This is a genomic window from Paenibacillus sp. SZ31 (assembly GCF_012912005.1).
Lineage (GTDB): Bacteria > Bacillota > Bacilli > Paenibacillales > Paenibacillaceae > Paenibacillus.
The window spans coordinates 73,515-99,336 of sequence record NZ_JABBEA010000004.1 but is presented as its reverse complement, the minus strand read 5'-3'; the positions used below and the strand labels follow the sequence as shown (position 1 = coordinate 99,336).

Annotated in this window: 16 protein-coding genes; 8 read left to right on the top strand and 8 right to left on the bottom strand. The window is 46.0% G+C overall.

Translation table 11 applies throughout. The annotated features are described in order from the left end of the window. Positions 1-76 precede the first annotated feature (76 nt). The 3 genes from HF638_RS10350 (at position 77) to HF638_RS10340 (ending at position 7,391) form a co-directional block, all read left to right on the top strand. Positions 77-1,450 carry an ABC transporter substrate-binding protein gene (locus tag HF638_RS10350; protein ID WP_169480144.1) on the top strand — a complete coding sequence of 458 codons (1,374 nt, stop codon included), beginning with the start codon at positions 77-79 and terminating at the stop codon, positions 1,448-1,450. Positions 1,451-1,879: 429 nt separating this feature from the next. Beyond that, positions 1,880-7,045, top strand: coding sequence for an S-layer homology domain-containing protein (locus HF638_RS10345; protein ID WP_169480143.1), 5,166 nt, complete (start codon positions 1,880-1,882; stop codon positions 7,043-7,045). 133 nt (positions 7,046-7,178) lie between these two features. Continuing rightward, on the top strand, positions 7,179-7,391 hold the full coding sequence (locus HF638_RS10340; protein WP_076216916.1) for an immunity 17 family protein: 213 nt from the start codon (positions 7,179-7,181) through the stop codon (positions 7,389-7,391). 242 nt (positions 7,392-7,633) lie between these two features. Here HF638_RS10340 and HF638_RS10335 read toward each other — a convergent pair whose 3' ends face one another. Together HF638_RS10335 and HF638_RS10330 are read right to left on the bottom strand one after the other, a co-directional pair. Next, a complete protein-coding gene (locus tag HF638_RS10335) occupies positions 7,634-10,222 on the bottom strand; it encodes a glycine betaine ABC transporter substrate-binding protein (protein WP_169480142.1) in 2,589 nt (862 codons plus the stop codon). Then, positions 10,188-11,417 carry a quaternary amine ABC transporter ATP-binding protein gene (locus HF638_RS10330; protein WP_169480141.1) on the bottom strand — a complete coding sequence of 410 codons (1,230 nt, stop codon included), beginning with the start codon at positions 11,415-11,417 and terminating at the stop codon, positions 10,188-10,190. The genes HF638_RS10335 and HF638_RS10330 overlap by 35 nt, the downstream gene beginning before the upstream one ends. Positions 11,418-11,917: 500 nt before the next feature. Between HF638_RS10330 and HF638_RS10325 the strand changes: the two genes are divergently transcribed. Then, positions 11,918-12,493: a GbsR/MarR family transcriptional regulator gene (locus HF638_RS10325; RefSeq protein ID WP_062833093.1), complete on the top strand. Its 576-nt coding sequence runs from the start codon at positions 11,918-11,920 to the stop codon at positions 12,491-12,493. Positions 12,494-12,630: 137 nt separating this feature from the next. On the opposite strand, the gene HF638_RS10320 is transcribed toward HF638_RS10325, so the two are convergent. Next, complete coding sequence (locus HF638_RS10320) at positions 12,631-14,256, bottom strand: helix-turn-helix domain-containing protein (protein WP_169480140.1); 1,626 nt, start codon at positions 14,254-14,256, stop codon at positions 12,631-12,633. Positions 14,257-14,442: 186 nt separating this feature from the next. Next, a complete protein-coding gene (locus HF638_RS10315; protein ID WP_169480139.1) occupies positions 14,443-15,729 on the bottom strand; it encodes a DUF5050 domain-containing protein in 1,287 nt (428 codons plus the stop codon). A gap of 240 nt (positions 15,730-15,969) precedes the next feature. Here HF638_RS10315 and HF638_RS10310 point away from each other — a divergent pair, with 240 nt between their 5' ends. After that, on the top strand, positions 15,970-16,983 hold the full coding sequence (locus tag HF638_RS10310; RefSeq protein WP_169480138.1) for a Gfo/Idh/MocA family oxidoreductase: 1,014 nt from the start codon (positions 15,970-15,972) through the stop codon (positions 16,981-16,983). Positions 16,984-17,013: 30 nt separating this feature from the next. Next, positions 17,014-18,000: a Gfo/Idh/MocA family protein gene (locus HF638_RS10305; protein WP_169480405.1), complete on the top strand. Its 987-nt coding sequence runs from the start codon at positions 17,014-17,016 to the stop codon at positions 17,998-18,000. A gap of 3 nt (positions 18,001-18,003) precedes the next feature. Here the strand turns inward: HF638_RS10305 and HF638_RS10300 are convergent, their stop codons facing one another. Next, a complete protein-coding gene (locus HF638_RS10300; RefSeq protein WP_248278105.1) occupies positions 18,004-18,876 on the bottom strand; it encodes a MurR/RpiR family transcriptional regulator in 873 nt (290 codons plus the stop codon). 490 nt (positions 18,877-19,366) lie between these two features. Here HF638_RS10300 and HF638_RS10295 point away from each other — a divergent pair, with 490 nt between their 5' ends. Then, entirely contained in the window at positions 19,367-21,202 is a 1,836-nt protein-coding gene (locus tag HF638_RS10295; RefSeq protein WP_169480137.1) for an HSP90 family protein, read from the top strand. After that, positions 21,202-22,251 carry a hypothetical protein gene (locus HF638_RS10290; RefSeq protein WP_169480136.1) on the top strand — a complete coding sequence of 350 codons (1,050 nt, stop codon included), beginning with the start codon at positions 21,202-21,204 and terminating at the stop codon, positions 22,249-22,251. The genes HF638_RS10295 and HF638_RS10290 overlap by 1 nt, the downstream gene beginning before the upstream one ends. A gap of 151 nt (positions 22,252-22,402) precedes the next feature. Here the strand turns inward: HF638_RS10290 and HF638_RS10285 are convergent, their stop codons facing one another. The 3 genes from HF638_RS10285 to HF638_RS10275 all read right to left on the bottom strand — a co-directional run bounded on the left by HF638_RS10285 (position 22,403) and on the right by HF638_RS10275 (position 25,765). Further along, positions 22,403-24,610, bottom strand: a complete 2,208-nt coding sequence (locus tag HF638_RS10285; protein WP_169480135.1) for a serine hydrolase domain-containing protein — start codon at positions 24,608-24,610, stop codon at positions 22,403-22,405. 173 nt (positions 24,611-24,783) lie between these two features. Next, positions 24,784-25,554, bottom strand: coding sequence for a DUF3169 family protein (locus HF638_RS10280; protein ID WP_169480134.1), 771 nt, complete (start codon positions 25,552-25,554; stop codon positions 24,784-24,786). Between the two features lies 1 nt (position 25,555). Beyond that, on the bottom strand, positions 25,556-25,765 hold the full coding sequence (locus HF638_RS10275) for a helix-turn-helix domain-containing protein (protein ID WP_169480133.1): 210 nt from the start codon (positions 25,763-25,765) through the stop codon (positions 25,556-25,558). Positions 25,766-25,822: the final 57 nt, after the last annotated feature.

Genomic DNA, 25,822 nt, shown 5'->3' with positions numbered 1-25,822 from the left:
ATTCGTAACCGTAACGGCCACACCGCGTCATCCCCAAGATTTTATTGTAAGCGAGCCATATAAAAGGAGAGCGATTATGAACGGATTTCGTTTGAAAAAAAGAGGAACATTTGCATTAATGCTGGCTGCACTCATGTTGGTCATCTCCGCTTGCGGAACGAAAGCAGAAACGAGCAGCCCGGCAAGTGGCGCACCAGCAGAAGCAGCCGCCGCTGAAACAACACAATTGACGTGGTGGCACTCCATGTCTGGCGCAGGGGAGAAAGCCATTAACCAACTCGCTTCCGACTTTAACGCTAGCCATCCGGAGATTCAGGTGAAACCCATCTATCAAGGGAAGTACGATGAAAGTCTGAACAAACTCAAAGCATCCATGGGCTCAGACAGTGGTCCTGACATTATCCAGGTCTACGAGATCGGTAGCAAGTTCATGATCGATTCGGGCATGATTACGCCCGTACAACAGTTCATCGACAAGGACCAATTCGACCTGTCCCAACTGGAGCCGAACATCATCCGATACTACACCATCGATGGCAAATTGAACGCGATGCCGTTCAACACATCAAACCCGATTCTGTACTATAACAAGGATATGTTCAAAGCAGCAGGTCTGGACCCGGAGAACCCGCCGAAGACGTATGAAGAGTTTGAGCAAGCGGCAAAAGCACTGGCAAAAGACGGGAAGCCAGGAGCATCCATGGCGATATACGGCTGGTTCATGGAACAGTTCTTTGCGAACCAGAATGCAGATTATGTAAACAATGGTAACGGAAGAACCGAAGCAGCCACAGAGTCTCTGTTGAACTCCGAAGCTGGAGTGAAGACATTAACGTGGTGGAAAAAGATGATCGACGAGAAAACCCTCTCCAATCTGGGACGTAGCACAGACGATACAACAGCAGCATTTACAGCTCAGCAAATCGGTATGACTCTTGATTCCACAGCTGGCCTGCGTAAAATCGTAGAAGGTTCAGGTGGCAAGTTTGAACTGGGAACAGGCTTCCTGCCTCGTCCAGCGGATGCCAAAGAAGGCGGCGTTGTAGTGGGTGGAGCGAGCTTGTACATCATGAATAACAAATCGGAAGCGCAACAACAAGCGGCGTGGGAATTCATCAAGTACTTGGCTACACCAGAGGTACAAGCGAACTGGAGTGTTGCGACAGGATACTTCCCTATTACGACAGCAGCCTACGAAGAGCAAGTATTAAAGGATAATATGACGAAGTACCCGCAATTCCAGACAGCAGTCGACCAATTGCACGCTTCCGCGGATTCGACAGCAACATCCGGGGCATTAATGGGTGTATTCCCAGAAGCCAGACAACTTGTCGAAGGAGCGATTGAAACGGTCCTGAATGGACAAGGTACACCACAGGAAGCGCTGGATGCAGCAGCCAAACAAATTACAGACAAGATTGCACAGTATAACAGCACGGTGAAGAAATAATTTTAGGTTAATCTCAAAATAAAGATGCGGCGATCAATCCTGATCGTCGTATTGTTATGCCTTTGTCTTGAAATTCTATAAGACTTAAGTCTGATTTTTCTTAAAAAGGGATAGATAGATGTTGTCATTAAATGTCGAAATAATAAACAATTCATATCTAGTATGTTAATTTATCTAACCTAAATAGTTTAATGTGCACATAAACATGACTCAAAAAGATCAAAAAGACATGATTTTGATCATAAATTAGTCCTATTTAGCTTTAAAGAAGAGAAAATAATTTCTTTCTGTAATGTATATGTTCTATTTTCTTTCATATTGAAGAAATATTGTTTACACGAGTCTGTTATTCAGTTATCTTATATTTGAACTAATGTACAAGCTGTCTGAACAAATGATTGCCAAGTTGAAAACATGGGGGTAGGACGAATGAACAACAAGCAAGTGAAACGTTGGGCACAAGGGTTTCTGGTTTTCGTTCTTGTCGTTACAGGTGCGGCACCAATAGGTGGATTAAGTAGCACCGCATATGCTGATGAGGAAAGTGTAGTAACGGAACAGCCGCAAACAAGTGATCAGGAGACCTCCATACCGGATGCTATCCCAACTGAAGAATCTTCAGACCTAGAGTCACTGACTAACGAAGTTGATGAATTGGATGGAACTGAAAGTGAGGAAGCAGCTGAGACGGATAACTCAGAAGTGCAGGAAGCAGACGTGGCTGGAATCATATCCATCGCTGATGCGCGAGTACTTGCACCAAATACTAATGTAGCCGTTTCAGGTGTCGTAACGTACAGTGAACTCTCCGGAGAATTCACGAATTATTATATTCAAGACGAAGAAGCTGGCATTGTAGTCCGAGCGAAGAATCAAGTTGACGTGGGGGATCGCATTGAAGTATATGGTCCAATTACCCACTACAGCGGACTCGTCCAGATTGAGAAGGATAAGTCAGGTTTTACCGAAGGATACATGAAGGTAACTGAGAAAAATGTAACACTCCCCGGACCCAAAAATATGGTGTCCACAGACTTTGTCAGACCAGCAGATCAAAGTAACAAAGGTCCAGGGGAAAAGTATGAGGGAATGTTTGTCGAAGTAAGAGATATCCAGGTAACACGTGGCAGTAGTTCGACGTTTTACGCTACGGATCGTCATGGTGCTGAGATGACGATTTATGCCAAAAACTCTCCTACCGCGCTAACTGTTGGCAAAACCTACGAATATGTGCAGGGTGTTCTGACCTTCAACAGTAATTACGGATTAGAGATTTTGCCTAGAACAGCCGCAGATGTTGTAGAAAATAGCCTGTCTGTGATGGCAAGTGTTCCATCCGGTGGAATTCCCCGAAACAATGAAGTCACATTAACCTCTCCAGCCGAGGGTGCAGTTGTACATTACACAACGGATCGAACAGAGCCTACTTCTTCTTCGGCCGTGTATAGCAGCCCATTGGTGATTGATCAAGACATCGTAATCAAGGCCGTTGCCATTCTTAATGGACAATCCAGTGCAGTATACACCTTTACGTATCAAGTACTTCCTGATAAAGAAGACTTGCGTATCCATGATATTCAGGGTGCAGGACATACCTCTGTTTTTAACGGATACGATGTTAAGGATATCGAAGGTATTGTTACCTCCGTCAGTACAAGCAGTTTTTACATGCAAGAACTTCCGGATAAAGTCGATGCGGATGAACGTACATCCGAAGCCATTCAAGTGTATAAGCCGAGTCATGGAGTTATCGTTGGCAATCAGGTGAAGGTATCTGGGAAAGTTACGGAATATGGGGCGGTTAACGAATTAACCACCACGCAGATTACGGCGAGTGCCATTGTAAAAGTAATAGATAAGGTAGATCTACCTGCACCTGTGAAGTTGGGTGTCAATGGACGTGTAATTCCAACCGTCATTGACTCAGACTCTTTTGCAGAATTTAATCCCGAGACGGATGCTATAGACTTTTTTGAAAGTTTGGAAGGCATGCGTGTTGAACTGGAAAAGCCTGAAATTATAGGTCCATACTCCAGTCAACCGGGTCTGGCCGTTGTTGTGGATAATGGTGAGAACAATCCACTTCGCACACCTGCGGGTGGTGTTATTCTGACCGATAACAAGAAAGGTATGAATGAGAGTGATCTCAATCCACAGCGTCTTTTTATTAGCAAGAAACCTTCCAAAGCAGTTAAAACAGGCGATAAGTTGGATGGTAATGTAATCGGAGTAATGACATACTCTAGCGGCAATTTTAAGGTGAGTCCTGAAGGGAATTTGCCAGCAGTTATCCCTGGAGAAACGAAACAAGCGACTACTTCCATTGAACAAGCTGCAGATAAACTGACCATTGCTACGTTTAATGTGGAGAACTTCAGCAAAAAAGATGCAACACGAGCCAATAAAATTGGTAAAATCATCGTGGATAATCTGAGTACGCCAGATATCATTGGCATCATGGAAGTTCAAGATAACGATGGCGATGCCGACACAGGTACAACAGCAGCTAATGAGAGTTTTCAGACTCTAATTGATGCAATCAAAGCGAATAACGGACCAACATATCGATATAGTGAGATTTCTCCGGAAAATAACAAGGATGGTGGGGCACCGGGTGCCAATATTCGTGTAGGATTCCTGTATCAACCGAACCGAGTATCGTTGGCTACTGGTATTGGAAAAGGAAATGCTACGACAGCGATCACAGTCAAAGCTGACGGCAGTCTCTCCAATAATCCGGGTCGTATTGCACCAGGGGACGAGGCGTTCGCCAGCTCCCGCAAACCGCTCGCCGCTGAATTCGAATTCAATGGTGAACGTGTAGTGGTGATTGCCAATCACTTCAATTCGAAAGGTGGAGACCTGAAACCTTTTGGAAGCATACAGCCTGCGACTCGAAGCAGTGAAGTTCAACGTGCGAAGCAAGCTGCGTTGGTGAATGGGTTTGTGAAAGAGTTACTGAACAAAGACCATGAGGTCAATGTCGCTGTTCTCGGCGATTTTAATGACTTCCAATTCTCGAATACCCTGAGCATTGTCGAAGGTAATGAACTGGACAATCTGGTAAACGAACTGCCAGAAAATCAACGATATTCCTACATCTATGATGGAAATTCTCAGACACTGGATCACATTCTGGTGAGTAAAAATTTGACTGAGACAGCAGCCATCGAAGTGGTACATGTGAATGCCGATTTTGAGACAGCGGATGGACGGGTGAGCGACCATGATCCACTGCTTGCACAATTAAGTATTGGAGATCCAGTGGAAGAAGGGGACTTCAATCTGCGCGTACTGCACACGAATGATACGCATGCACATCTGGATAACATCCCGCGCCGAGTAACGGCAATTAAGGAAGCACGCAATGATAATACCCTGGTGCTGGATGCAGGGGACGTATTCTCTGGTACATTGTACTTCAATCTGTTTAATGGTTTGGCTGATCTGGAGTTCATGAACATGATCGGATATGATGCGATGACCTTTGGTAACCATGAGTTTGATAAAGGTCCAAGCGTACTGAAAGCATTTATTGAAAAAGCAGAGTTCCCGTTTGTAAGTGCTAATATTGATTATTCAAAGGATGCGAGCTTGAGTGGTTTGTACAACAATAGCATCGGTGATCCGGGTGAGAAAGCCGAAATCTATCCGGCGATTATTACGGAAGTGAATGGTGAGCGAGTCGGTATTTTCGGACTGACGACACCGGACACAGTATCTCTTTCTTCACCGGGAGATGACTTGAAGTTTGTCGATTATAAGGCAAGTGCACAAGCAACTGTAGAGATGCTGCAAAATGAAGGTATCAATAAAATCATTGCTTTGACTCACCTTGGCTACTCAGAGGATCTCAAATTGGCTGAAGCCGTGGAAGGGATCGATATTGTGGTAGGTGGTCATTCACACACCATTCTGAAGGAACCGATTGTTGTGAGCAGCCAAGATGAGCCAACATTGGTTGTGCAAACCGGGGAATATGACGTTTCTCTTGGTCAATTGGATGTTACGTTTGATGAAGCAGGTATATTGAAGAAGTGGAACGGCAAATTGTTGAGTCTGGATGCGAAAGATGCTGCCAACCAATTCATCTATGCTGATGACGTGGAAGCCGCAAACAAGCTGAAAGAATATGCTCCTCAGTTGGAACAGTTCAAGAAAACGATTATCGGTAAAACGAATGTCTTCCTGGATGGAGAACGTGGCACTGTACGGAAACAGGAAACCAATTTAGGAAACCTGATGACAGACGGTATGCTGGAGAAAGTGAAATCCATTGTGCAGGAAAACGACGTCAAAGGATACGTGGCGATCCAGAACGGCGGCGGCATTCGTGTTTCATTCCAGATAGGTGATATTACGCTGGGCAATCTCCTGACTGTGATGCCATTCGCTAATAATCTGTCTGCGTTGAAAATGACAGGCAAGGAAATCACAGCCGCGTTGGAAAATGGCGTTAGTGGTGTGGAAACGGGAGAAGGGCGCTTCCCGCAAGTGGCAGGCATGCGTTTCTACTACGATTCCACGAAACCAGGCGAAAAAATTGATGCTACCACCAACACCGTGACCCAAGTTGGTCAACGTGTGGTCAAAGTTCAGATTAAGAATGCAGACGGGACGTACTCGGATATCGATCCGAACGGGTACTATATCGTCGCTACCAATTCATTCATGGCTAACGGTGGAGACTTCTATCGTGCTATGAGAATAGCGAAAGATGATAATCGATTCTACGAATTGAATCTGGTCGATTATGAAATCTTCCATGAACATCTGGACCGTGTAGGTACAGTCGATCAAGTGACGGAAGGACGTAGTACGGATCTGAAGGGCACGACACTTCCGGGGGACGGAAATGGAAGCAATCCTGGTAATGGTGGCGGCAATAATGGAAGTAATCCGGGCAGTGGTAACAGTGGTGGAGGTTCTACAACACCAACTCCGCCTGTAACTCCAACGACACCGACTACACCAACTACACCAACCATTCCTACAAACCCAACTACGCCAAGCGTTCCGGGTAATGGAGGAAATCCTAATCCAACCACACCGGTTGTAGACATGAAGGACATCGGAAATCACTGGGCAGCTGCTGCCATTGAGCAGGCCATTTCCCGGGGAATTGTGAACGGGTATCAGGATGGTAATTTCCGTCCGAATGCACCAGCCACACGCGCCGAATTCATTGTGATGTTGGGAAGAGCATTTGAACTTCCAGCCAGCAACAAGGCATTGACGTTTAAGGATGCTGCTGGGATACCTGCATGGGCACAATCCTTTATTGCTCAGGCAGTAGATCAAGGCATCATTAGTGGATATACGGATGATACGTTCCGTTCTTCGGGCAAAGTATCGCGGGTAGAGATGACAGTTATGCTCGTCAGAGCACTCGGTCTCCCAGTACAGTCGAATTCGGCACTGAGTTTCGTGGACGCCGATAAAGTACCGGCTTGGGCTGTTCCATATATCGCTGCTGCATATGATGCAGGACTGGTGAAGGGAACAGGGGAAAATATGTTTAATCCACTCGCCGAAGCAACACGTGCTGAAGTGGTGACCCTGCTATTGTCGGCAAGCGAGTTGCAAAAGCAATAATACGCATGATACAGACGGTTTAGAACAGCTTGCAGATGGGAGTCTGCAAGCTGTTTTTTTCTAATTTATGCCTGTTAATTTTCACCAAGTGAAGGTATAGTAGACAGGATTATATTATAGGAGTGTTGACGAAATGCAAGAACAACCCGTTTTAATCGCACTATTTGCCATAGCGGCAGGAATTTTTAGTTTACTCGGTGGTATCAACAATTGGGATTGGTTTATGAAGAGCTTTAGAGCAGGGATTTTTGTGAAGACTATTGGTCGGCAGGGCGCAAGAGTGGTGTATGGTATTCTCGGTGTTGTCATGATTGTCATTGGTGTACTACTGTTGCTGATCGGATAGTTGTTGGAAATAATCGCACTCACCAAGTACTATCTACATAGAGTGTTCATGAGCGAAGTAAGAGGATATGTGCGTAGCGTTGAATGGAAAAAAGCGTGTGAATGCTTAAGGTAGCAGTATGACCAAGATTGAATAGCAAGTCAAATTGGCATGCTTGAAAAAATCATAGCCAAAAGAAAAAGACCACCGAAAAATTTCGGTGGTCTTTTTACCAAATTCAGGTTTATTCATCTCAATCTGGTTTAATTATCTTTTAAATCTTCAACGGAGTTGATATCCATGTACGTTGGAACAACCAGACCTTGTTTGACTCCGGTCATGCTGACAGCGATATCTTCAATCTGGTCACCATATGTCTCCCAGTAGTCCCCATGTGTAAGCGGGAGCCAAACGGCTGGAGAAGCATCGATATCACCTGCCGCCAAGCCTGCCCACATTGGACCAGCTTCGACTTGCAGTGCTTTGACTGTGTAACCCAGATCCGCCTCAAGCACATACTTCATCAGGTTGGTACTCGCAATTTCAGAGTCCCATGCCACATAACCAAGACGTAGATTATCACCACTAACAGGAGTTAACCCGGTAGTCCATTCTTTAATCTGGTCAGGATGTTTTTCTGCATAAGTCTTGGCTGCTTCTTCAGGCGAAACGCCCTTTTGAATGTCAGTCATGATCTCACTCATCTGATCCGCAGTCCAATTAAAACGAGAGAAGAACTCATAGGCAACAGGATGATCTTCCTTGATTCCCTTACGTCCCACCGTGTGAACTTCCTCTGCATCGCCGAAAATTAAGTCGGGATCATCCAGATACTTCAGATCATACTGATTGAACATCCAGTGGGGAGTCCAACCCGTAACGATGATGGGCTCCTCATTTTTATAAGCTTTGTCCAGCGATGCAGTCATCGCGGCTCCAGAGCCTTCGATTAGATTCCAGTTAGACAATTCATAATGCTCAATCGCATTTGCCGTAGCTTTCATCAGACCTGCACCTGGATCAATACCAACGATTTGGTGATTAACCTCTTCACCCACATTGGCACTTGCCGATGGAGTGGAAGTAGCTGCACCTGTCTCCAGATCTGCAATCGAGTTTACTTCAGTCATGTAACTAGGAACCACGAGTCCAGTACGTACACCCGTCATGTTGGCACCCAGATCGTCTACCTGGTCTTTGTAACGTTCCCAGTAGTCAGCATGTGTCAATGGCAGCCAAGCTGCTGGAGAGGCATCTACGTCGCCTGAGGCAACTCCTGTCCACATGGGTCCAGCTTCTACTTGCAGAGCGTTAACTTTATAGCCCAGGTTGTTTTCCATCACATATTTCAGCAAGTTCGTACTTGCGATTTCGGAATCCCAAGCCACATAGCTCAGTTTGAAGTCATCGCCGTTGACCGGAGTCAGACCTTTGGTCCACTCATCAATCTGATCGGCATGTTTCTCCGCATAAGCTTTAGCTGCTTCTTCCGGGGATGTACCCTCTTGGATAGCAGTCATCATCTCACCCATTTCATCCGAGGTCCATTGGAAACGGGACAGGAATTCAAAAGCAACAGGGTGATCTTCTTTCAAACCTTTGCGGGCGATGGTGTGAATTTCTTCAGCATCACCGAAAGATTTCTCTGGATCTTCCAGATATTTCAGATCGTATTTGTTGAACATCCAGTGTGGAGTCCAACCTGTAATGATGATTGGATCTTCATTTTTGATGGCTTTGTCCAGTGTGGCAGTCATGGCTGCACCTGAGCCTTCAATGAGAGTCCAGTCAGTCAGGTTATAGTCTTCGATCGCTTTAGCTGCGGACTTCATGATACCAGCCCCTGGATCGATACCAATAATCTGATAGTTCACTTCTTTACCTACAGCATTGGCTGCTGAGTTGTTGCCACCAGCGGAAGTTGTGCCACCAACGAAGTATTGTGAGAAACCAGCTACAAGCACAAGGAATGTTGCCGCAGCAGTGATCCATGCTTTTTGCTTCGTTGTAATGCGTGAGGTCTTTTTGCGACCAGGCATAAATAGATTTTGTGTAAAACGGTCCAGTACAATCGCGAGTACAACAACAGCGAGACCGGCTTCGAAACCTTTACCGATTTGCAGCTGTGTTACTGCACGATATACTTCCGCACCAATACCCTGTGCACCGATCATGGATGCAATAACAACCATGGACAGTGACAACATGATCGTCTGGTTAATACCGGACATCACGGTAGGCAAAGCGAGTGGAAGTTGTACTTTGAACAGTTTTTGCATGGAAGTCGATCCGAATGCATCGGCTGCTTCAACCAATTCGCCAGATACCTGTCTGATACCCAGGTGAGTCAGACGAATCGTTGGTGGAATCGCAAATATAACGGATGCGATAACACCTGGAACGACACCAAGGCTAAAGAATGTAACCGCAGGTAGCAAGTAGACAAATGCAGGCATCGTCTGCATGAAGTCAAGTAGCGGTGTGACGATACGCGCCGCGGTTTTACTGTATGCGAGCCAGATTCCGACAGGCACACCAAGCAGGATCGAAACCAAACCTGAAGTGATAACCAGGCCGAGTGTGTCCATGGATTGGGACCAGTACCCCAAGTTATCAACGAGCAAGAACCCGATAACCGTGAATAATGTCAGTGGGAGTCGACCTACAAGGAACGCAAGAACACCCAATATGGCAATGAACAGAAGCGGATGGGGCAACATGAACAGCCCAGAGAAGAATCCGACTACTGCCTGAATAACAACAGAGATTACATTAAACAATCCGGAGAGCGAGGAGCTCATCCAGTCAACGATGGATTCAATCCACGATGCGAGTGGTATTTTGGGAATCATTCACAAGTTCCTCCTTTACTGCAACTTCACCGCTAAGTGCACCCAGCAGGGCACCGCGGACGATAACACCTTGCAGACGACCATTCTCACCAACAACAGCGAGCGGCACATGGGCAGAACTTACAATCTCGAACAATTCATGAATCAAGGTCTCAGGCGACACCGTCGGCCCATCCGTGATCAGAATATCGTTCAATACTTTGTTTTCGCGCATGGCACGAGTTGCATCTTCAGCTGTAATGACACCAAGCAATTTTTTCGAACGGTCAATGACAAACAGGTTGGAAATACCACGTTCGCGCATTAATTCGAGGGCAACACGAGGACCACGATCAAGCGTAATTGTTTCAGGGCGACGCATTACGTGAGATGCTGTAAGGACCTTGGACAGATCCACGTCTTCGACGAAGCGGGCCACATATGAGTTGGCCGGTTGAATCATGATTTCTTCCGGTGTACCGATCTGCACGACTGCGCCGTCTTTCATGAGGGCAATACGATCGCCGATGCGCAGCGCTTCGTCCAAGTCATGGGTAATGAAAATAATCGTCTTTTTCATTTTATCTTGAAGCTCGATCAGCTCATCCTGCATATCACGGCGAATCAATGGATCAAGGGCACTGAAGGCTTCATCCATTAATAGTACTTCCGGATCATTGGCAAGTGCACGGGCCAAGCCGACACGTTGCTGCATCCCGCCACTGAGTTCATCTGGCATTTTGTCTTCCCAGCCTTTAAGGCCAACCAGCTCAAGTGAGGTTTGTGCCTTCTCACGGCGTACTTCTTTGTCTACTTTCTGTACTTCCAATCCATACTCCACATTATCAAGAACGGTACGGTGCGGGAATAACGCAAACTTCTGGAAGACCATGCTGATCGTTTTCCGGCGCACTTCGCGCAATTGCTCTTTGTTCATCTTACGTAGATCCTTACCATGGACCAGAATTTCTCCGGATGTTGGTTCAATCAGACGATTGAACATCCGTACTAATGTGGATTTACCACTCCCGGACAGCCCCATAATAACGAAAATCTCGCCTTCCTTAATCTCCATGTTGACCCGGTTGACACCAACCGTTATCTGTTTTTCTTTGGCCAACTTTTCTTTTCCCCAACCTTGCTCCAGTAATTGCAGACCTTGCTCGGTTTGGGGTCCAAACAATTTACTTACGTTTTTCACTTCAAGTATGGTCATGTTTTCACCCCTTCTGATGTGTTGTGCACTTCGAACGGCTTTCAGCATCCATAAGCCCATACACTTATGCGCCCAGCCACGAAATCCGGTAGTTGTTGCTTCGCTTCCCGTCTTTCTGGGTAACGTTTTGTATTCTAACAATACTTACCCCGTATAGCAACCGAATAAACAGTACATAATGTTTGTACAGTAAAAACTGTACAAAGTTTTCCTCCCATATGCTCCGTCGTTCTCCTTATTCTGTCTAATAAGGTTCCTTTACATTTGATATCGCTTTTCCTACAATAGAAAATGAGCTGAATTGAAGCTGAATTTTTTGGTTAAAAGATAGTCATAGGCAAATGTAGCCTGGTAAAGTTCCCATTTTCATACATTGGGTGAAAGAAAGCCCTCTGGCATATAGGATGTCCGGCCGGATGCTTTCCCATGTAAGCAGGACTTTTAAAGTGTTGCAATATTTTTGCCAAGACTGTGGAATGTTCAGAATGGAGGTTGCAAGCATGGGCTTGGACCATTTACAAGAGGAACAGCAGGCAACCGTGCTGAGGATTCGTAAACGCGTCATTGAAGCCATTGGACGTAATATGGATCTTTACGGCGTTACGCTGTCTACGGGACACTTATATGGATTGCTATTTTTTGCAGACAAGCCAATGACCCTTGACGATATGGGACGGGAAATGGAAATGAGCAAAACGAGTATGAGTACAGGTGTACGAACACTGCTGGATTTGAAAATGGTAAACAAAGTATGGAGCAAAGGCTCCAGGAAAGACCTATATGAAGTAGAATATGACTGGCATCAGACATTTACGGATTATTTTGCGATTAAGTGGAGAAAAGCTGTGGAGAGTAACCTTCAGATTCTACGCAAATCGATTGAAGAACTGAATCGGTTAGTTGAAGATCTGGATGAGCAGGCAGACGCTGAACTTATCCACATTCTGATGGAAGACAAACATAAGGTTTTGCAAGCGGAAGCATACTACAAATGGTTGGATCGGTTGATTGATACCATGGAAGATGAAGAGATATACAAGCTGGTTCCGAAGGAAGAGATCAAGGAACATTCATAATTACATGCAAAGGGCCCTTTCCGTTAGAGGAGAGGGCCCTTTGGTTTGTACAATATCTTACTGAAATATAATGAAGGAACACGATGGGGAAAATAACACTGCACATCAGGCAATTCGTTTCGAGCAGATATTCACATCTAATGTCCGATCAGACCTGCCTGAGGAAAGACCACAGACTGCTGAGCAATCTGCTCCAGTTCGTTCAGAATCTGCAACCGGCCCGCCGGGGTCCAGCATAACAATTGCCAATTTGAGATATCGTGAACGTCACCATGCAACACGGCAGGGCAGCGATTCCAGGATGCCGTTTGCTTCATACGGCGGAATACCTTTTCACTGGCAGGCTGAAGCGAAGCACGATGGATCAACAGATAATCCGTATCCAACACGGGGATATTATCCGCAACATACTCATTTCTTGAACTTTCAGGAGATACAAGCTGGGCAGGATGGAGTCCCAATTCAGCATACAACAAGTGATTTAATGGATGCTCGCCAGTCCCCTGTAATCGAATGAATTGATTCGTAATCTCCATAAGAGCGATACGTTTTTGTCCGAAATAAGGTTGTAGGCTTAAGCCTGCTTCAAGTTTGCGGAACGCAAGTTCCTTGAAATTCAGCAACGCTTGCTTCTCACGTCCGACCAGTTCGGCTATGCGAATATGGTTCTCTTTCCAGTCGTCAGTGGACTCCAAGATAATGGTGGGTGCAATACTTTTCAGGCGATCATAATAAGGCTTATGGTAAAAGTCACCGATGATCAAGTCTGGCTTCGCCTGCCGAAGTTGATCGAATTGTCTGGTTAATCGGCGTTCTTGTTCATATTCATCCGATTCTCGGTCAAGCACTCCTTCCAGTACAGCTACAGGGCGCAGTCCAAGCGAGGCCAGATTCTCATGGAATCCCATGATGGATGCTGTAGCTACGCGAAGTTGATCTCTTTTCATATATACGCTGGGAGCAATGCCCAAGGTTTGTTTGAATTTGCGGCTAAAATAATACTCATTGCCATACCCGACAGATACCGCGACGTCTTTGAGGACACATGGTTCCTCAGTCAGCTGTTTTTTGGCTTCGTCTATACGTAAACGATTCAGGTAATCGGTCGGCGACATGCCTTTGGCCTTCTTGAAACTGCGTGAGTAGGAGCTGGGAGTAAGTCCAGCGATCTTGGCAAGCTGATCCATGCTAATTCCTTCACTCATGTAATGTCGCATGTACATAATGCTGCGTTCCAAGGCAGGGTCCACTTTCTCATGATTGGCTTCCAGCCGGTTCTCCGAGAGAAACTGCAGTAGTTCATGCAGCTGGCTATGTATGCTGATAAAGTGATCCGGTTGAAGACCGCGATAGGTTTCATAGAGCTGTTCCATACGTGATACAGCCTGCTGCTCGTGACGAACCAGCAATCTGCCTGTCTGCCAATCCAGCGGGAAGGCGGGTGAAGAGGTCATTTTCCATTCGCCCCGCACTTGCTGCAAACGAACCGTATCCATGCTTAGCAATATAAATTCGGTCCCATTCGAGCGTGCAGCGGCCTCGATGGTTGTACCTGACTTCAACACGAATAAGCTGCCCGCTTGCGCCGTATAGACTGTATCATTCAGGACCAGAACACCGTCTCCTTGCAAAATAAGACAGAGCATGGGCCGGGACACCGTCTTGCCTTGCACACGGAAATTCTCCCCACGACGCACACGGCACATGGAGGAGAGGAGCGGTAGAGATGAGGTTTCAGCAATGAAGGGAAACTGTTCAGTCATACGGACCATCCTTTTGTCTTATTTTCTTAATGATAACAATTATCATTCTCATATGGAAGATGTTTTTGAAAAATAGTTTTCGACAACAAAAAAAGGACTACCAAGAGCCTGTATGGCTGCAAGGTAATCCTTTTTGTTATGGATAAGTCCGTTAAATGGGCTACACGCCTGAATCAACAGGATATGTTAGTACGGTGTTACCAATAGAATATTGTCGAGGAAAACGTCACTCATTACTTTTTTCCCTGTTCCATTAGATTGCACATGATACAAGCGATACTGATCTTTGGCATTAATGTAGAACATGCCCGGAACATCATCTCTGAGATGGAATGCATCCCATTCGTCACTGGTAAGTTTAGTTACCTTGAGAGCCGTGCTGACCGAGTAGAGAGCATTGTTACCCGAGATGTACGCAAATGTAGGTGTACCATTCGTCAACTGATTCGTAACATACGTTACATTGTTTAGGTTCAGGTTGGCAGACTTGGTCACTTTGTTGCCCGAGACGGTTTTGGCATAAGCCTTTTTGTCGACATCAATAAGGACAACTTTGTCTGTACCGAGTGCACTTACTTCTCGGACGCTCTTGTTGTGAAGCTGAAGCGTTTTGGCTGAAGTCGTCAATGCAAATGCTTTGCCTTTGGAATAATTGTAATCCCTGTTACTGTCGAGAACGATTCCCTTGTTATACACGTAAAGATTATTTCCCCAACCACCGGAATATACAGCATTCACATCCAGTTTGGCTTTGGGATTAACCGCAGTTGCCTTGCCAGTGTTGTAATTCACTTTATACATGACAACAGCATTGGTGGAGTAAAACTCCTCGTAGGGGTCTGTATTTACCATCAGTTGCAGTTCGTTTTTGGCTTGATTCGTAAAATAACGTCCTTCCACTGCGCCTGCGGCAATCCGCTGCACAGCTCCACTGCCGTTGGACGTTTTGGATACGATCCACGTGTTCCCGTTAACCAGTGCGTTATAGTAGGCACGCCCTTTGGCTACCAGAAGAAATGGGAAATCGGTATCGGCCTTGTCAGCAATCTTGGTGACAGCTGAAGCGTCACTATTGCCATTAGCGCGATAAATCGTACCTGTAGCATCCAGATAATAGATGAATCCGTTATCCGTATAATAGCTGAGTACATCTGTAGCAAATGTCTCTGCCGCATCACTGGACCCGTCATTCGGAACCCGAAGCAATGTTGTGGAAGAAGCAGTCTGCGTGTAGTAGAGATAAGAGCCTGCTGCGAGCAAGTCCACCCCTTGGAAATCAATTAATACTTCTGTCGTATTGCTGCCATCAGCGGATACTTTGTACAAGACGCCATCGGATTCATAATACACTGTGGATTGGCTGAGTGAAGCTGCTTGGGCTGCAGTTCCGCCTCCCAATGTCACTGCTGCAATGAGTACAAATAACAGTAAAGTACAGATGGTGCGTTGTAAGTATGTATACCCGGTTTTCATTTGTTCATCGTCCCCTTCGTTCTATATGTATGTAATTAACGCCTTATGTTATATCGGTAAACTATGGAAGATATGTTAGATCTCGAATATGAAAAAAAGAAGAGAATGAAATTGGATTTCATACACATTCCAACCTGAAATCGAATTGCGCATGATGCTGCCAATCCCGTCCCAAAGCATTCTCCGCCTGACTTGATCGTGATAACATTACACTGAACCAGAGCAGAGGAGTGAGCGATCATGTTATTAAATGTGGCGATCATCGGATTCGGGAACGCAGTGGTGAATTATCATTTGCCTTATCTGGACAAGAAAGAATACATCAAGGTGAAGACGATATACCGTCGGGAGGAAGATCGGGTTGGCGATACTGAGCGTGAATCACTCTATCCCGAGATTACTTTTTCGACGAATATCGAAGACATATTGCAAGATGATGAGATTGAATTGATTGTTATTGCCACCCATGTGGATAGCCATGTAGAGTACGCCAAGCTGGCATTGGAACACGGGAAACATGTGCTGGTGGAGAAACCTTTTGCCTCCACTTCTGCGGAAGCCGAAGATATCCTTGAACTAGCCAATCGCAAAAATCTCATCGCTATGGCGAATCAAAATCGCAGATATGATGGTGACTTCCTGACGTTGAAAAAAGTGATTGAGAGCGGCAAACTGGGGAATATTGTTGAAATCCAGTCTCACTATGATTATTTTCACCCACAGTACGCCAGAAGCGGATTTGGATTGCTGCATGGCTTGGCCGTGCATACCATTGATCAGTTAATCTCTATATATGGCCTAGCCGACCGAATTGATTATGATGTTCGGAGTTTGATCGCTCCGGGTGAATCTGATGATTATATCGATATTGATTTTCGTTATGGACGAATGAAGGCTACGATTAAATGCAGCCTGCTTGTGAAGATCGAGCATCCGAAATTCATTGTGCACGGGGATCGGGGAAGCTTCGTTAAATATAGCAGTGGGCACCAAACGAAAAGTGGAGATGGACGAACCAGGATATCCATTGAAGCTGAATCAGAGGATAACTGGGGTACGATTAGTTATGTGGACAATGACGGAACATCACATACGGAGAAAGTTCCTTCAGAAGCAACGGACTATGGCATTATATATGATCGCCTGCTTCATGCCATTCGACATAACGGTGATAAACCGGTCAAGGATAAAGAGGTTCTATATGTGTTGGATATTTTACATGATGGAATCGAAGCGGCGAAGAAAGCCAACTAACAAATCAACGACAGGAGCGAAAACAATATGATGAATATAGCAACGATTGGTACAGGGTCCATTGTGGATGCCATTTTGTCTGCGATAAATGAACTGGAAGATGTCACTTGTACAGCGATGTACTCCCGGAAGAGAGAGACAGCACAGGAGCTTGCGGGTAAATATGGGGTAAGTACCATCTATACGGACCTGGAATCCCTATTTTCAGATGCGAATGTAGATCTCATATATATTGCTTCACCAAACAGCATGCACTACGAACAGGCCTATCAGGCACTTCAACATGGCAAGCATGTCGTCTGTGAAAAACCGTTCACGTCTACGCTTCAGGAAGCAGAGACGCTGATTGCACTTGCGAAAGAAAAGAATCTGTTGCTGTTTGAAGCCATCTCCAACATTCATCTGCCCAATATTAAAGTCATACAGGAGCAACTACCGAAGCTTGGTCCGATCAAACTCATCCAGTGTAACTACAGTCAATACTCGCGCAAATACAATGATCTGCTTACAGGGCAAACACCGAATGTATTTAATCCACAATTCTCTGGTGGAGCGCTGATGGATATCAATATTTATAATCTTCATTTTGTTATGAATCTGTTTGGTAGTCCGAATGCCGTATCGTATACTGCGAACCAGCATGCAAACGGTATTGATACGTCAGGAGTTGTGGTTCTCAAGTATCCGGAGTTTATTGCGGAATGTGTAGGTGCCAAAGACACGAGCAGCATGAACTTTGTGCTCATTCAGGGAGAGAAAGGTTATCTCCAGGTTGTGGGAGGAGCTAACGGTTGCCGGGAGATCAAGCTTCAAATTGGGAATGAGCCTGCTGAGGAGTATAATGCGCAGAGCAAATCCAATTGGCTGTACTATGAGTGGGAAGCGTTCAGGGACATCCATGCAAGTGGTGACCACAACCGGTGTTATGAACTACTTGAACACAGCCAGTCTGTGATGAGTGTACTCATGAGTGCGCGTAAGGATGCCGGGATTGTATTTGCAGCGGATCAGCGTTAATTGTTAATACGTATCGCTAATGCTCCCCATGTACAACATGTCGAAAATATAAAGTACCGAGACCATTGAAGACATTTTGGACAGTCGTAATTGTTCGTTGTATCCATAAGCCAGTAGCGTTTCATCGCAATGTCTGGACAGGGTTGAATGGTTGTTGCCCGTAACAGCGATGACTTTCATCTGTTTGCTGCTCAGCACTTTGGCAGCTTCAATCATGGATTGATTCTCACCTGTGTGCGAGATAACAAAAGACAGCGTCAGGCTGTTGGGATTCATCGTGTTCAAATAATGCATGTTGGGACTATTGTGAGCAATCGCAGATATGCCGAGTTCATTCCACTTGGCACAAGCTTGCTGAGCCAGATAATAATTCATATCACTGCCATAGATATCGATACGTCCGGATTTTTTGACCCAGTTCGCGATTCGTAGCAAAACAGGAGCATTTAACATCCGGCGCGTATCATCCAGCGCCTGCTGATACAGGTAAGGAACTGAGTCGATGGCAGCCAGCACGTTGCCTTGTTCTGCAATTGCATGATCCTGCGTTTGCGTCGCAGAAGGTATCTGTTGATATTCAAGAGCAAGCTTGAGCTGAAAGTCTGGGTACCCCTTGGTGCCCAGCTTTTTGCATAGGCGAACAATGGTGGATGAGCTTGTATAAGTCTGCTGAGCCAGTTCATGGGCTGTAGAATCAAATACAACTTCGGGGTTGCTCAGGATATAGTCCACAATGTGCTTCTCCTGTGCGGTTAATTGTGAAGCATATTTTAATTTTTGAAGTAGTTTGGATTCCATGCGGTTGTTCCATTCCTCTCTATAATCATCCCAATATACATGTCTCCACATCATAACCTGCGTTTGTGTATTTCTCAATCTGTTGAATTTCCTCGCTAAACTCTACATCACTCTGATCTGACTTCCGCCAGTTGTTGACGACTATTCCATAGCGTGACCAGACGAAGCAGAACCAAACTTCAAATGTATGACGAAAAAAGATGTATCTCTCCGTCAATAGTCCCGGATGGAGGGTGCGCACTTCCCCTCAATTCCACTTCAAATCGGGTCTAAGGTTTGTTTTCACTATGGCCTGTACCATGTATCCTTATTTTAAGGGTAGAACATCCGTTTCATTGCCCTTCGTAACGTGGTAATGAAAGAAAAGGCCCTACGTCTCATGAATGCCTGACATATTCATCTAACGCCGGTCTTGGTTATCCAGGGCCGGCTTGACGTGATGTTTTGGTGTGCCTGTCACGAGAACGTATGTTTTTAACGATTACATAATGAATTCGTCTAACACATCCATATGAATACATCGTATGGGTACATATGGTGTTTGGACGTAGAGGAAGGTGAGTGGGTTATGACAGCATCCAATGAATATCGTTTTCAAGTGAACCTGAGTGGTATGATCCAGATTTTATCCAACCATCTATATAGCAGTCCGAAAGTGTTCTTGCGCGAACTGATGCAGAATGCCACTGATGCGATTACCGCACGAACGGAGGCGGAGCCAGGGTATCAGGGTGAAGTGCGTGTGGAACTGACAGGAACAGGTGAGCAACTGACCATGATGGTGGAGGACAACGGCATCGGCTTGACTGAAGCTGATATCCATGAATTCCTGGCGATGATTGGACAATCCTCGAAACGTGGGCAGCAAGCGCTGCTGGATGGAGAGACTTCGTTTATCGGACGTTTCGGGATCGGGTTGTTATCTTGTTTCATGGTAAGTCACGAAATTGTCATGCTGACGCAATCCGCGAAGGGTGGCCCTTCGATGGAGTGGCGTGGCAAGCCGGATGGCACCTATACGATTCGGCAGTTGGACACACAGCTGTCCCCAGGCACCAAAGTATATCTGCGCTGCACACCAGACGCGGCTCACTACTTTGAAGCGGATTATGTGAAAGAGGCCTTGTTCTATTACGGAGCGTTATTGCCGTATCCGGTCACGCTGCATCATGACGGTATACAACACGTGGTGAATAGCGAGACGCCGATCTGGTTGATGGACCCTGCACTCGCACGTTCACGCAGAGCAGAGGTATTGGCTTTTGGTGAACGTCTGCTTGGCGAGAAGTTCCAGGACTTCATTCCGCTGACGACGGCTTCAGGCCGTACGGGAGGTATTGCTTTTGTACTGCCACACGCAGTTAATCTGAATGCCAAGCGTTCTCACAGGGTGTACCTGAAGCGAATGCTGATTTCAGAGAAAGCAGAGAACATTTTGCCAGAGTGGGCTTTCTTCGTGAAATGTCTGATCTGGACAGATGAGCTTCAACCGACGGCATCACGGGAACATTTTTATGAAAATGAAAAGCTGGAGGAAGTTCGCTCCGAACTCGGAGACGCACTTCGCAAGGGACTCGCCGACATGGCCGAGAGCCAGACGGAACGGCTACAGAAGCTAATTCGCCTGCATGCTTTGTCCATGAAGGCACTGGCTGTGCAGGATCAAGCATTCTACGCGATGATTCATCGCTGGCTGCCATTTGAGAGCACGAGAGGCCACCGGGAGCTGGGTGAGCTGATCGATGAAGGAGAGACATTGTATTTCACGTCCTCTGTCGATGAGTACCGTCAGATTCATCATGTGGCATCGGCACAATCGATGCTGGTGATTAACGGCGGCTACATCTATGACAGCGAGTTGATGATGACACTGCCGATGACCGTGCACAACGTACAGACGGAGCGGCTACAGCCGGATCAGGTCTCGATGAGTTTCACCGATGTGCCAGCGGCTGAGCGTAATCAGTATTATGATGCGTTGCGACTCGCTGATTCCGCGCTGCAGCGCTTCCGCTGTCGAGCTGAGGTGAAAGGTTTCAAGCCATCGGATCTGCCGGTGTTGTTCACTCTTTCGCAGGAATCCTCAACACTCCGTGCGCTGGAAAAAGCAAGCGAAGAGAGCACGGAATTGTTCTCTTCTCTCCTTGGCTCTTTATCCTCCGGAATCAGTTCGGCGGGATATTCAACCTTGTACCTGAATGTGAACAACCCAATTATTCAGCGTGTGCTAACGTCACCGGATGACCAAATGACGCCGATTGCCATTGAGATGTTGTACGTCAATGCGCTGATGATGGGGCATTATGCGATGAACCGGCAGGAGCTGGAAGTGCTGAATCAGGGCATTGTTCGTTTTATTGATTGGGGTTTGCGTGGGAATACAGATCGTAAGGGGGATGCCTGATGAAGACAGAGATGGATTTTGAGGAATTGATGGACGAGGCCTACGGCTTGCCTAATGGTCCGGCGAAGCTGGGTATGCTAGAGGAAGCGGCAAGAGTCGCCGATGTGAATGGCATGGAAGAAGAGGCATACGAAGCAAGATCAGAGATTGTGGAGACAGCGACATTCTGCGGTTATCCGATGAAAGCACTGATTGCTTTTTCCTGGCAGCTGGGCAAGTTCGATCAACAGCCGGAAGAATATGATGAAGAAACGTTAATGTGGTCGTATAAATGGATTCTAGGCAAACTATCCAGTTTCCCGGAAGTGTCACGCGATAAAATGATGGAGCTGCTTGAGGACTTCGGACAGCGATTCAAGTCATTTGGCTACAGCGAACGTTCGTATTGGTATTATCGATTCCGCATCTCCATGGATCTTGGGGAGCTGGAGGAGGCAGGAAGCAGTTATGCCAAGTTCAGAACGATGGATCGAGACTTTATGAGTGACTGTGAAGCCTGTGAACAGGACGAGATGATGCGTTATTTTATCCTTACTGGTGACGACGAGAAGGTGCTTGAAATGGCAAAACCGATCCTGAAAGGCCGAATGAGCTGTGCGGAGATTCCGCATCTTACCTTGTCGGAGATCTTGATGCCACTCTACCGATTGGGTCGGACTGCGGAAGCAGACAAGCATCAACAAAAGGGATACCGGTTGATCAAGGGTCAAAATGATTTTGTGAGAAGCTTTGCTGAGCAGATGGATTATCTTGCACGTACCAATCCGGCGAAGGGGATTGATGTGCTGGAAGAAAGTCTGGTGTTCGCGATGGATAATGAAGATCCATTTGCCAAAATGTTGTTCTACGCCAGAACGGCACCATTGTTACGCCGCTGGGCGGACGAATCCCCGGAATACCGGTTACGTCTCCCTGCGTCCTTCCCTTGTGAAGCAGATCCAGGAGATTTGCGTAGACTGGCGGATTATTTTGCGGGATATGCCCAAGTAGCGGCAGACAAGTACGACCAGCGTAATGGCAATCGTCATGTCTCTTCGTTGCTCGGATAGAAACGGATATAACCCCGTAACAGATAGATTTATAAGTTGTGAAAAGTAAAAAAACAGGCTTGTTCGAGAAGGTTTTTACCCTTCCGAACAAGCCTGTTTTTTCTTGCATCATAAGCATGATAATTCTAATCGATATGAAGATGTTTTATTTTTATTGTGCTGAAGTCGCAGAAGGGACCGGCGCTGGTACAGGAACCGGCGCAGTTTCAGATGTCTCATCTGCAGGCTCAGCGCCTTCGGCAGGTTCTGCTTGTGGTTGTTGAGCTGCCATCAGTTCAGCGACGATTCGATCTGTTGGTTGTGTAAGCAGCGCATACATAATCGCAGCCTCTTCCTGACGAATCAGAGGTTTGCGGGAAAGGAAATCAACAGAACCGTCCTCCAGTACCTTTACCTCAGGTCCGTGGATACCGAGCGTATACATCATCTGAATGGCTGGTACAGCCCATGCATCTGTGTGCCCCGCAAGTTTCACATCATTGAACAGTTCGCTAGGATATTGCAGTTGCATAATTCTCCACATCATGACCATTGCTTCCTGTCGGATAATCACTTGATCCGGTTTAAACTGCTGTTCGTCCGTGCCAGTAATCATACCCAATTCATATCCGAGTTGAATATATCCGGCTGCTGCATGATCTGCCCAGTCGGTGCCAGCAGGAGGCGTAGTTTTGCTGGGCTTCAATCCACTCAGTTTAAGAATGTTCTCAATAAATTCAGCTCGTGTCACAGCCGTTTTCGGTTGGAAAGACTTGCTAGCATCATTTTCATAATATCCAAGAGATTGTATTGCATAGATTGCTTCAGCATAAGGACTGTTCTCACGAACATCCCGGAAGCCTTGAGGGATCTGTCCTTTTTTCTCATAACCGATTGGGTTGAGATAAGGTTCTTTCATATAGATGGTTCCATCAGCATTTTTCTTGAATGCCGTGAATTGACCGGTCAATTCATCTTTGAAGAGATTATCTTCCACTTGAATCAGGTTGCGTTGACCTAGGAACGCATCCGAAATACTTAATTGTCCAGGCTCTGTGCCGCTATTTTTCAGGGAACTAACGATCGTGCTAATTCGCAGATCCGCGTACAATCCGGTGAGGCGTTGTAACTCTTCGGTGGATTGTGGCGTGTATTCCTTGAACTGTACAGGCTCTGCATATTGCGGGAAGAAGTTCTGGATAAAGGCTGGATAGAACAGATTACGAAGTGCTCCATTCTGATTATAGGTAAGGAAGACGCCTGTATTTTGCTCGGGAATAAGGAAGAGATAAGAGCTGAATCCAGTCAGGTCGCCTCCTTTTGTAATAATTTTTGGACTACTTCCTGCTCCGGGAAGCTGAAATGCAGCTTCAAATCCATACGTGGTGTTTGGTAACAGTGGATGAATGGAGGAACGGTATTGTTCCATACTTTTCACTGTGGATTCTTTGAAAATTCGCTCGTTGTCCTTCACGCCATCATTCAGGAACGCAATCATGAACTTCCCGATGTCCTCAGCGGTAGACAACATGCCACCTTGAGGCATTGGTGTTGGAGAGATGGTGTACAGATCAAGCGGATTGTGTGCCGCATCATAGCCTGTAGCTAGCTGCTTTTGGAACTTGTCGTTCAGCATGAAGCTGCTGTTATCCATGCCTAGCGGTTTGAAGATATGTTGTTGCATATAAGATTCAAAGGGCTCGCCACTTACATTCTCGACAATCATGCCGAGTAGCAAAAACGAGAAGTTATCGTACATGTAGGCGCTACCAGGCTCTCGAACGACAGGAGGCATATGTTGCTGGGCGTAATCCTCCATCGCTATGTACTTGTCAAAATCAGTATGGATGTCTTCCTGCTGCGGATCACGGATCTCAAATCCGGTCGTGTGTGTGAGCAGGTTCTCTACAGTTACAGGTTTGTCAAAAGGATTATCAAATTTGAGCCCTTTCACATAGGTCTGAAAATCAGCTTGCAGATCAACCTTGCCTTGCTCCACCAGCTGCATTACAGCTGCTGACGTGAACGTTTTGGAGACAGAGGCTACACGGAAGGCCGTATTTTTCGGATCGATCGCTGTTTTACTCTCCACATCGGAGAAGCCATATCCTTTTTCCGCCAGAACTTTGCCATCCTTCACAACAACAACGGAGGCTCCCACATAATGGGCTTTTGCCTCAGGTGAATCGAAGAATGAATCCAGAAATGCTGTAGCCGATTCAGTTGTCAGCGCTTTCGTCTTTCCTTGTTCAGCAGCTACTGGAGTCGCGGTCTCCGCCTGAACTGCGGGTACCCACAGACTGAGAGACAGAACCACAGCCATAAAAGCTCCTGTTAGGGAGGTGAACCTTAGACGGGTCTTTCGTTTGGATAAATGCATGCAAACACTCCTTTATGAAAATATTTACAAAAAAAGTTACTCGAATCAATTTCATAACTCACTAAAAATGGAATTGTGTAACTAGATATAGACAAATTGAACCGTTTTGATCTATATCTAGCCTTCATTGAAGCAGCTAAAGGTATTATGAAATTGATTCACTTACCCATGTATTACTGCTTACTCGCACGATAGGTTTCACGATAATAGATTCCGATGTTGGCAATCCAGATCACAGAGAGCATTACAATTGGGAATGGAGCAAAGGTAAAGAGAATCGAATATAGAACCATAGAGACCATTCCGACACCAAGAAGTACATTCATCATCTGAAAAGAACGATAGGCTGCGCGATACACAAGCCATTTCTCGCCTTCATCCAGCTTCTCAAAATGATCCTTCTTCATATTGCGCGAGTTCAGATCCAGAGCACGTTCAGGATAATAACGGTTGTATCGCTTCACAGTCAGAGTTTGCACTACCACGACGATGATAATAGAGATACACGAAGCAACGAGATTCACGAGGTTAAACAGTTCTGGATAATTCGGCATGTTTCTGTTGGATGCGTACAAGGACAAGGCCAGTGCTGCCCAGGTAAACGCAACAATAACACTGAATCCGCTGAGGATCATCGCTTTTCCGAGGGAACGCTCTGCGGGAGAGATGAGTGAATCAGACTCTCCATAAGTTTCTTCTTCCATCGGAGGAAAAGATGGCGTGCTGGAGAGACTGAATATGTTCCACAACATCATAACTACCACAAGAGCCGCAAGGATTGCGAATAAGAGATCATAGTCATAATACACGGATAGCGTCCAGTTCAGATCAGAAGGGACTTTGCGGACCCCGTTAGCTCCGATAAAACCAACTACAGCGCCACCTGCTGCATACAAGGGAAGACGCAACCGCTTCTTAATGGATGAGGATGATGAATTTTTCAATCTAATCTCCACCTTTCAACTCAAAGATTTTTTCGATTGGTTCACGAAAGACGTGGGCTATTTTTAATGCCAGGACGACGGATGGAGAATAATCTCCACGTTCAATCAGGGCAATGGTTTGACGGGATGCGCCAATGAGCTTGGCTAGTTCCGCTTGGGACAGCCGGTCTCTGGCTCGTAACTCCCGAACGTGATTGTGTAATTCTTCCACTTACTCACCTCCATGAACCTAATGTACATGATATTTAACTAAATGTAAACTATAATA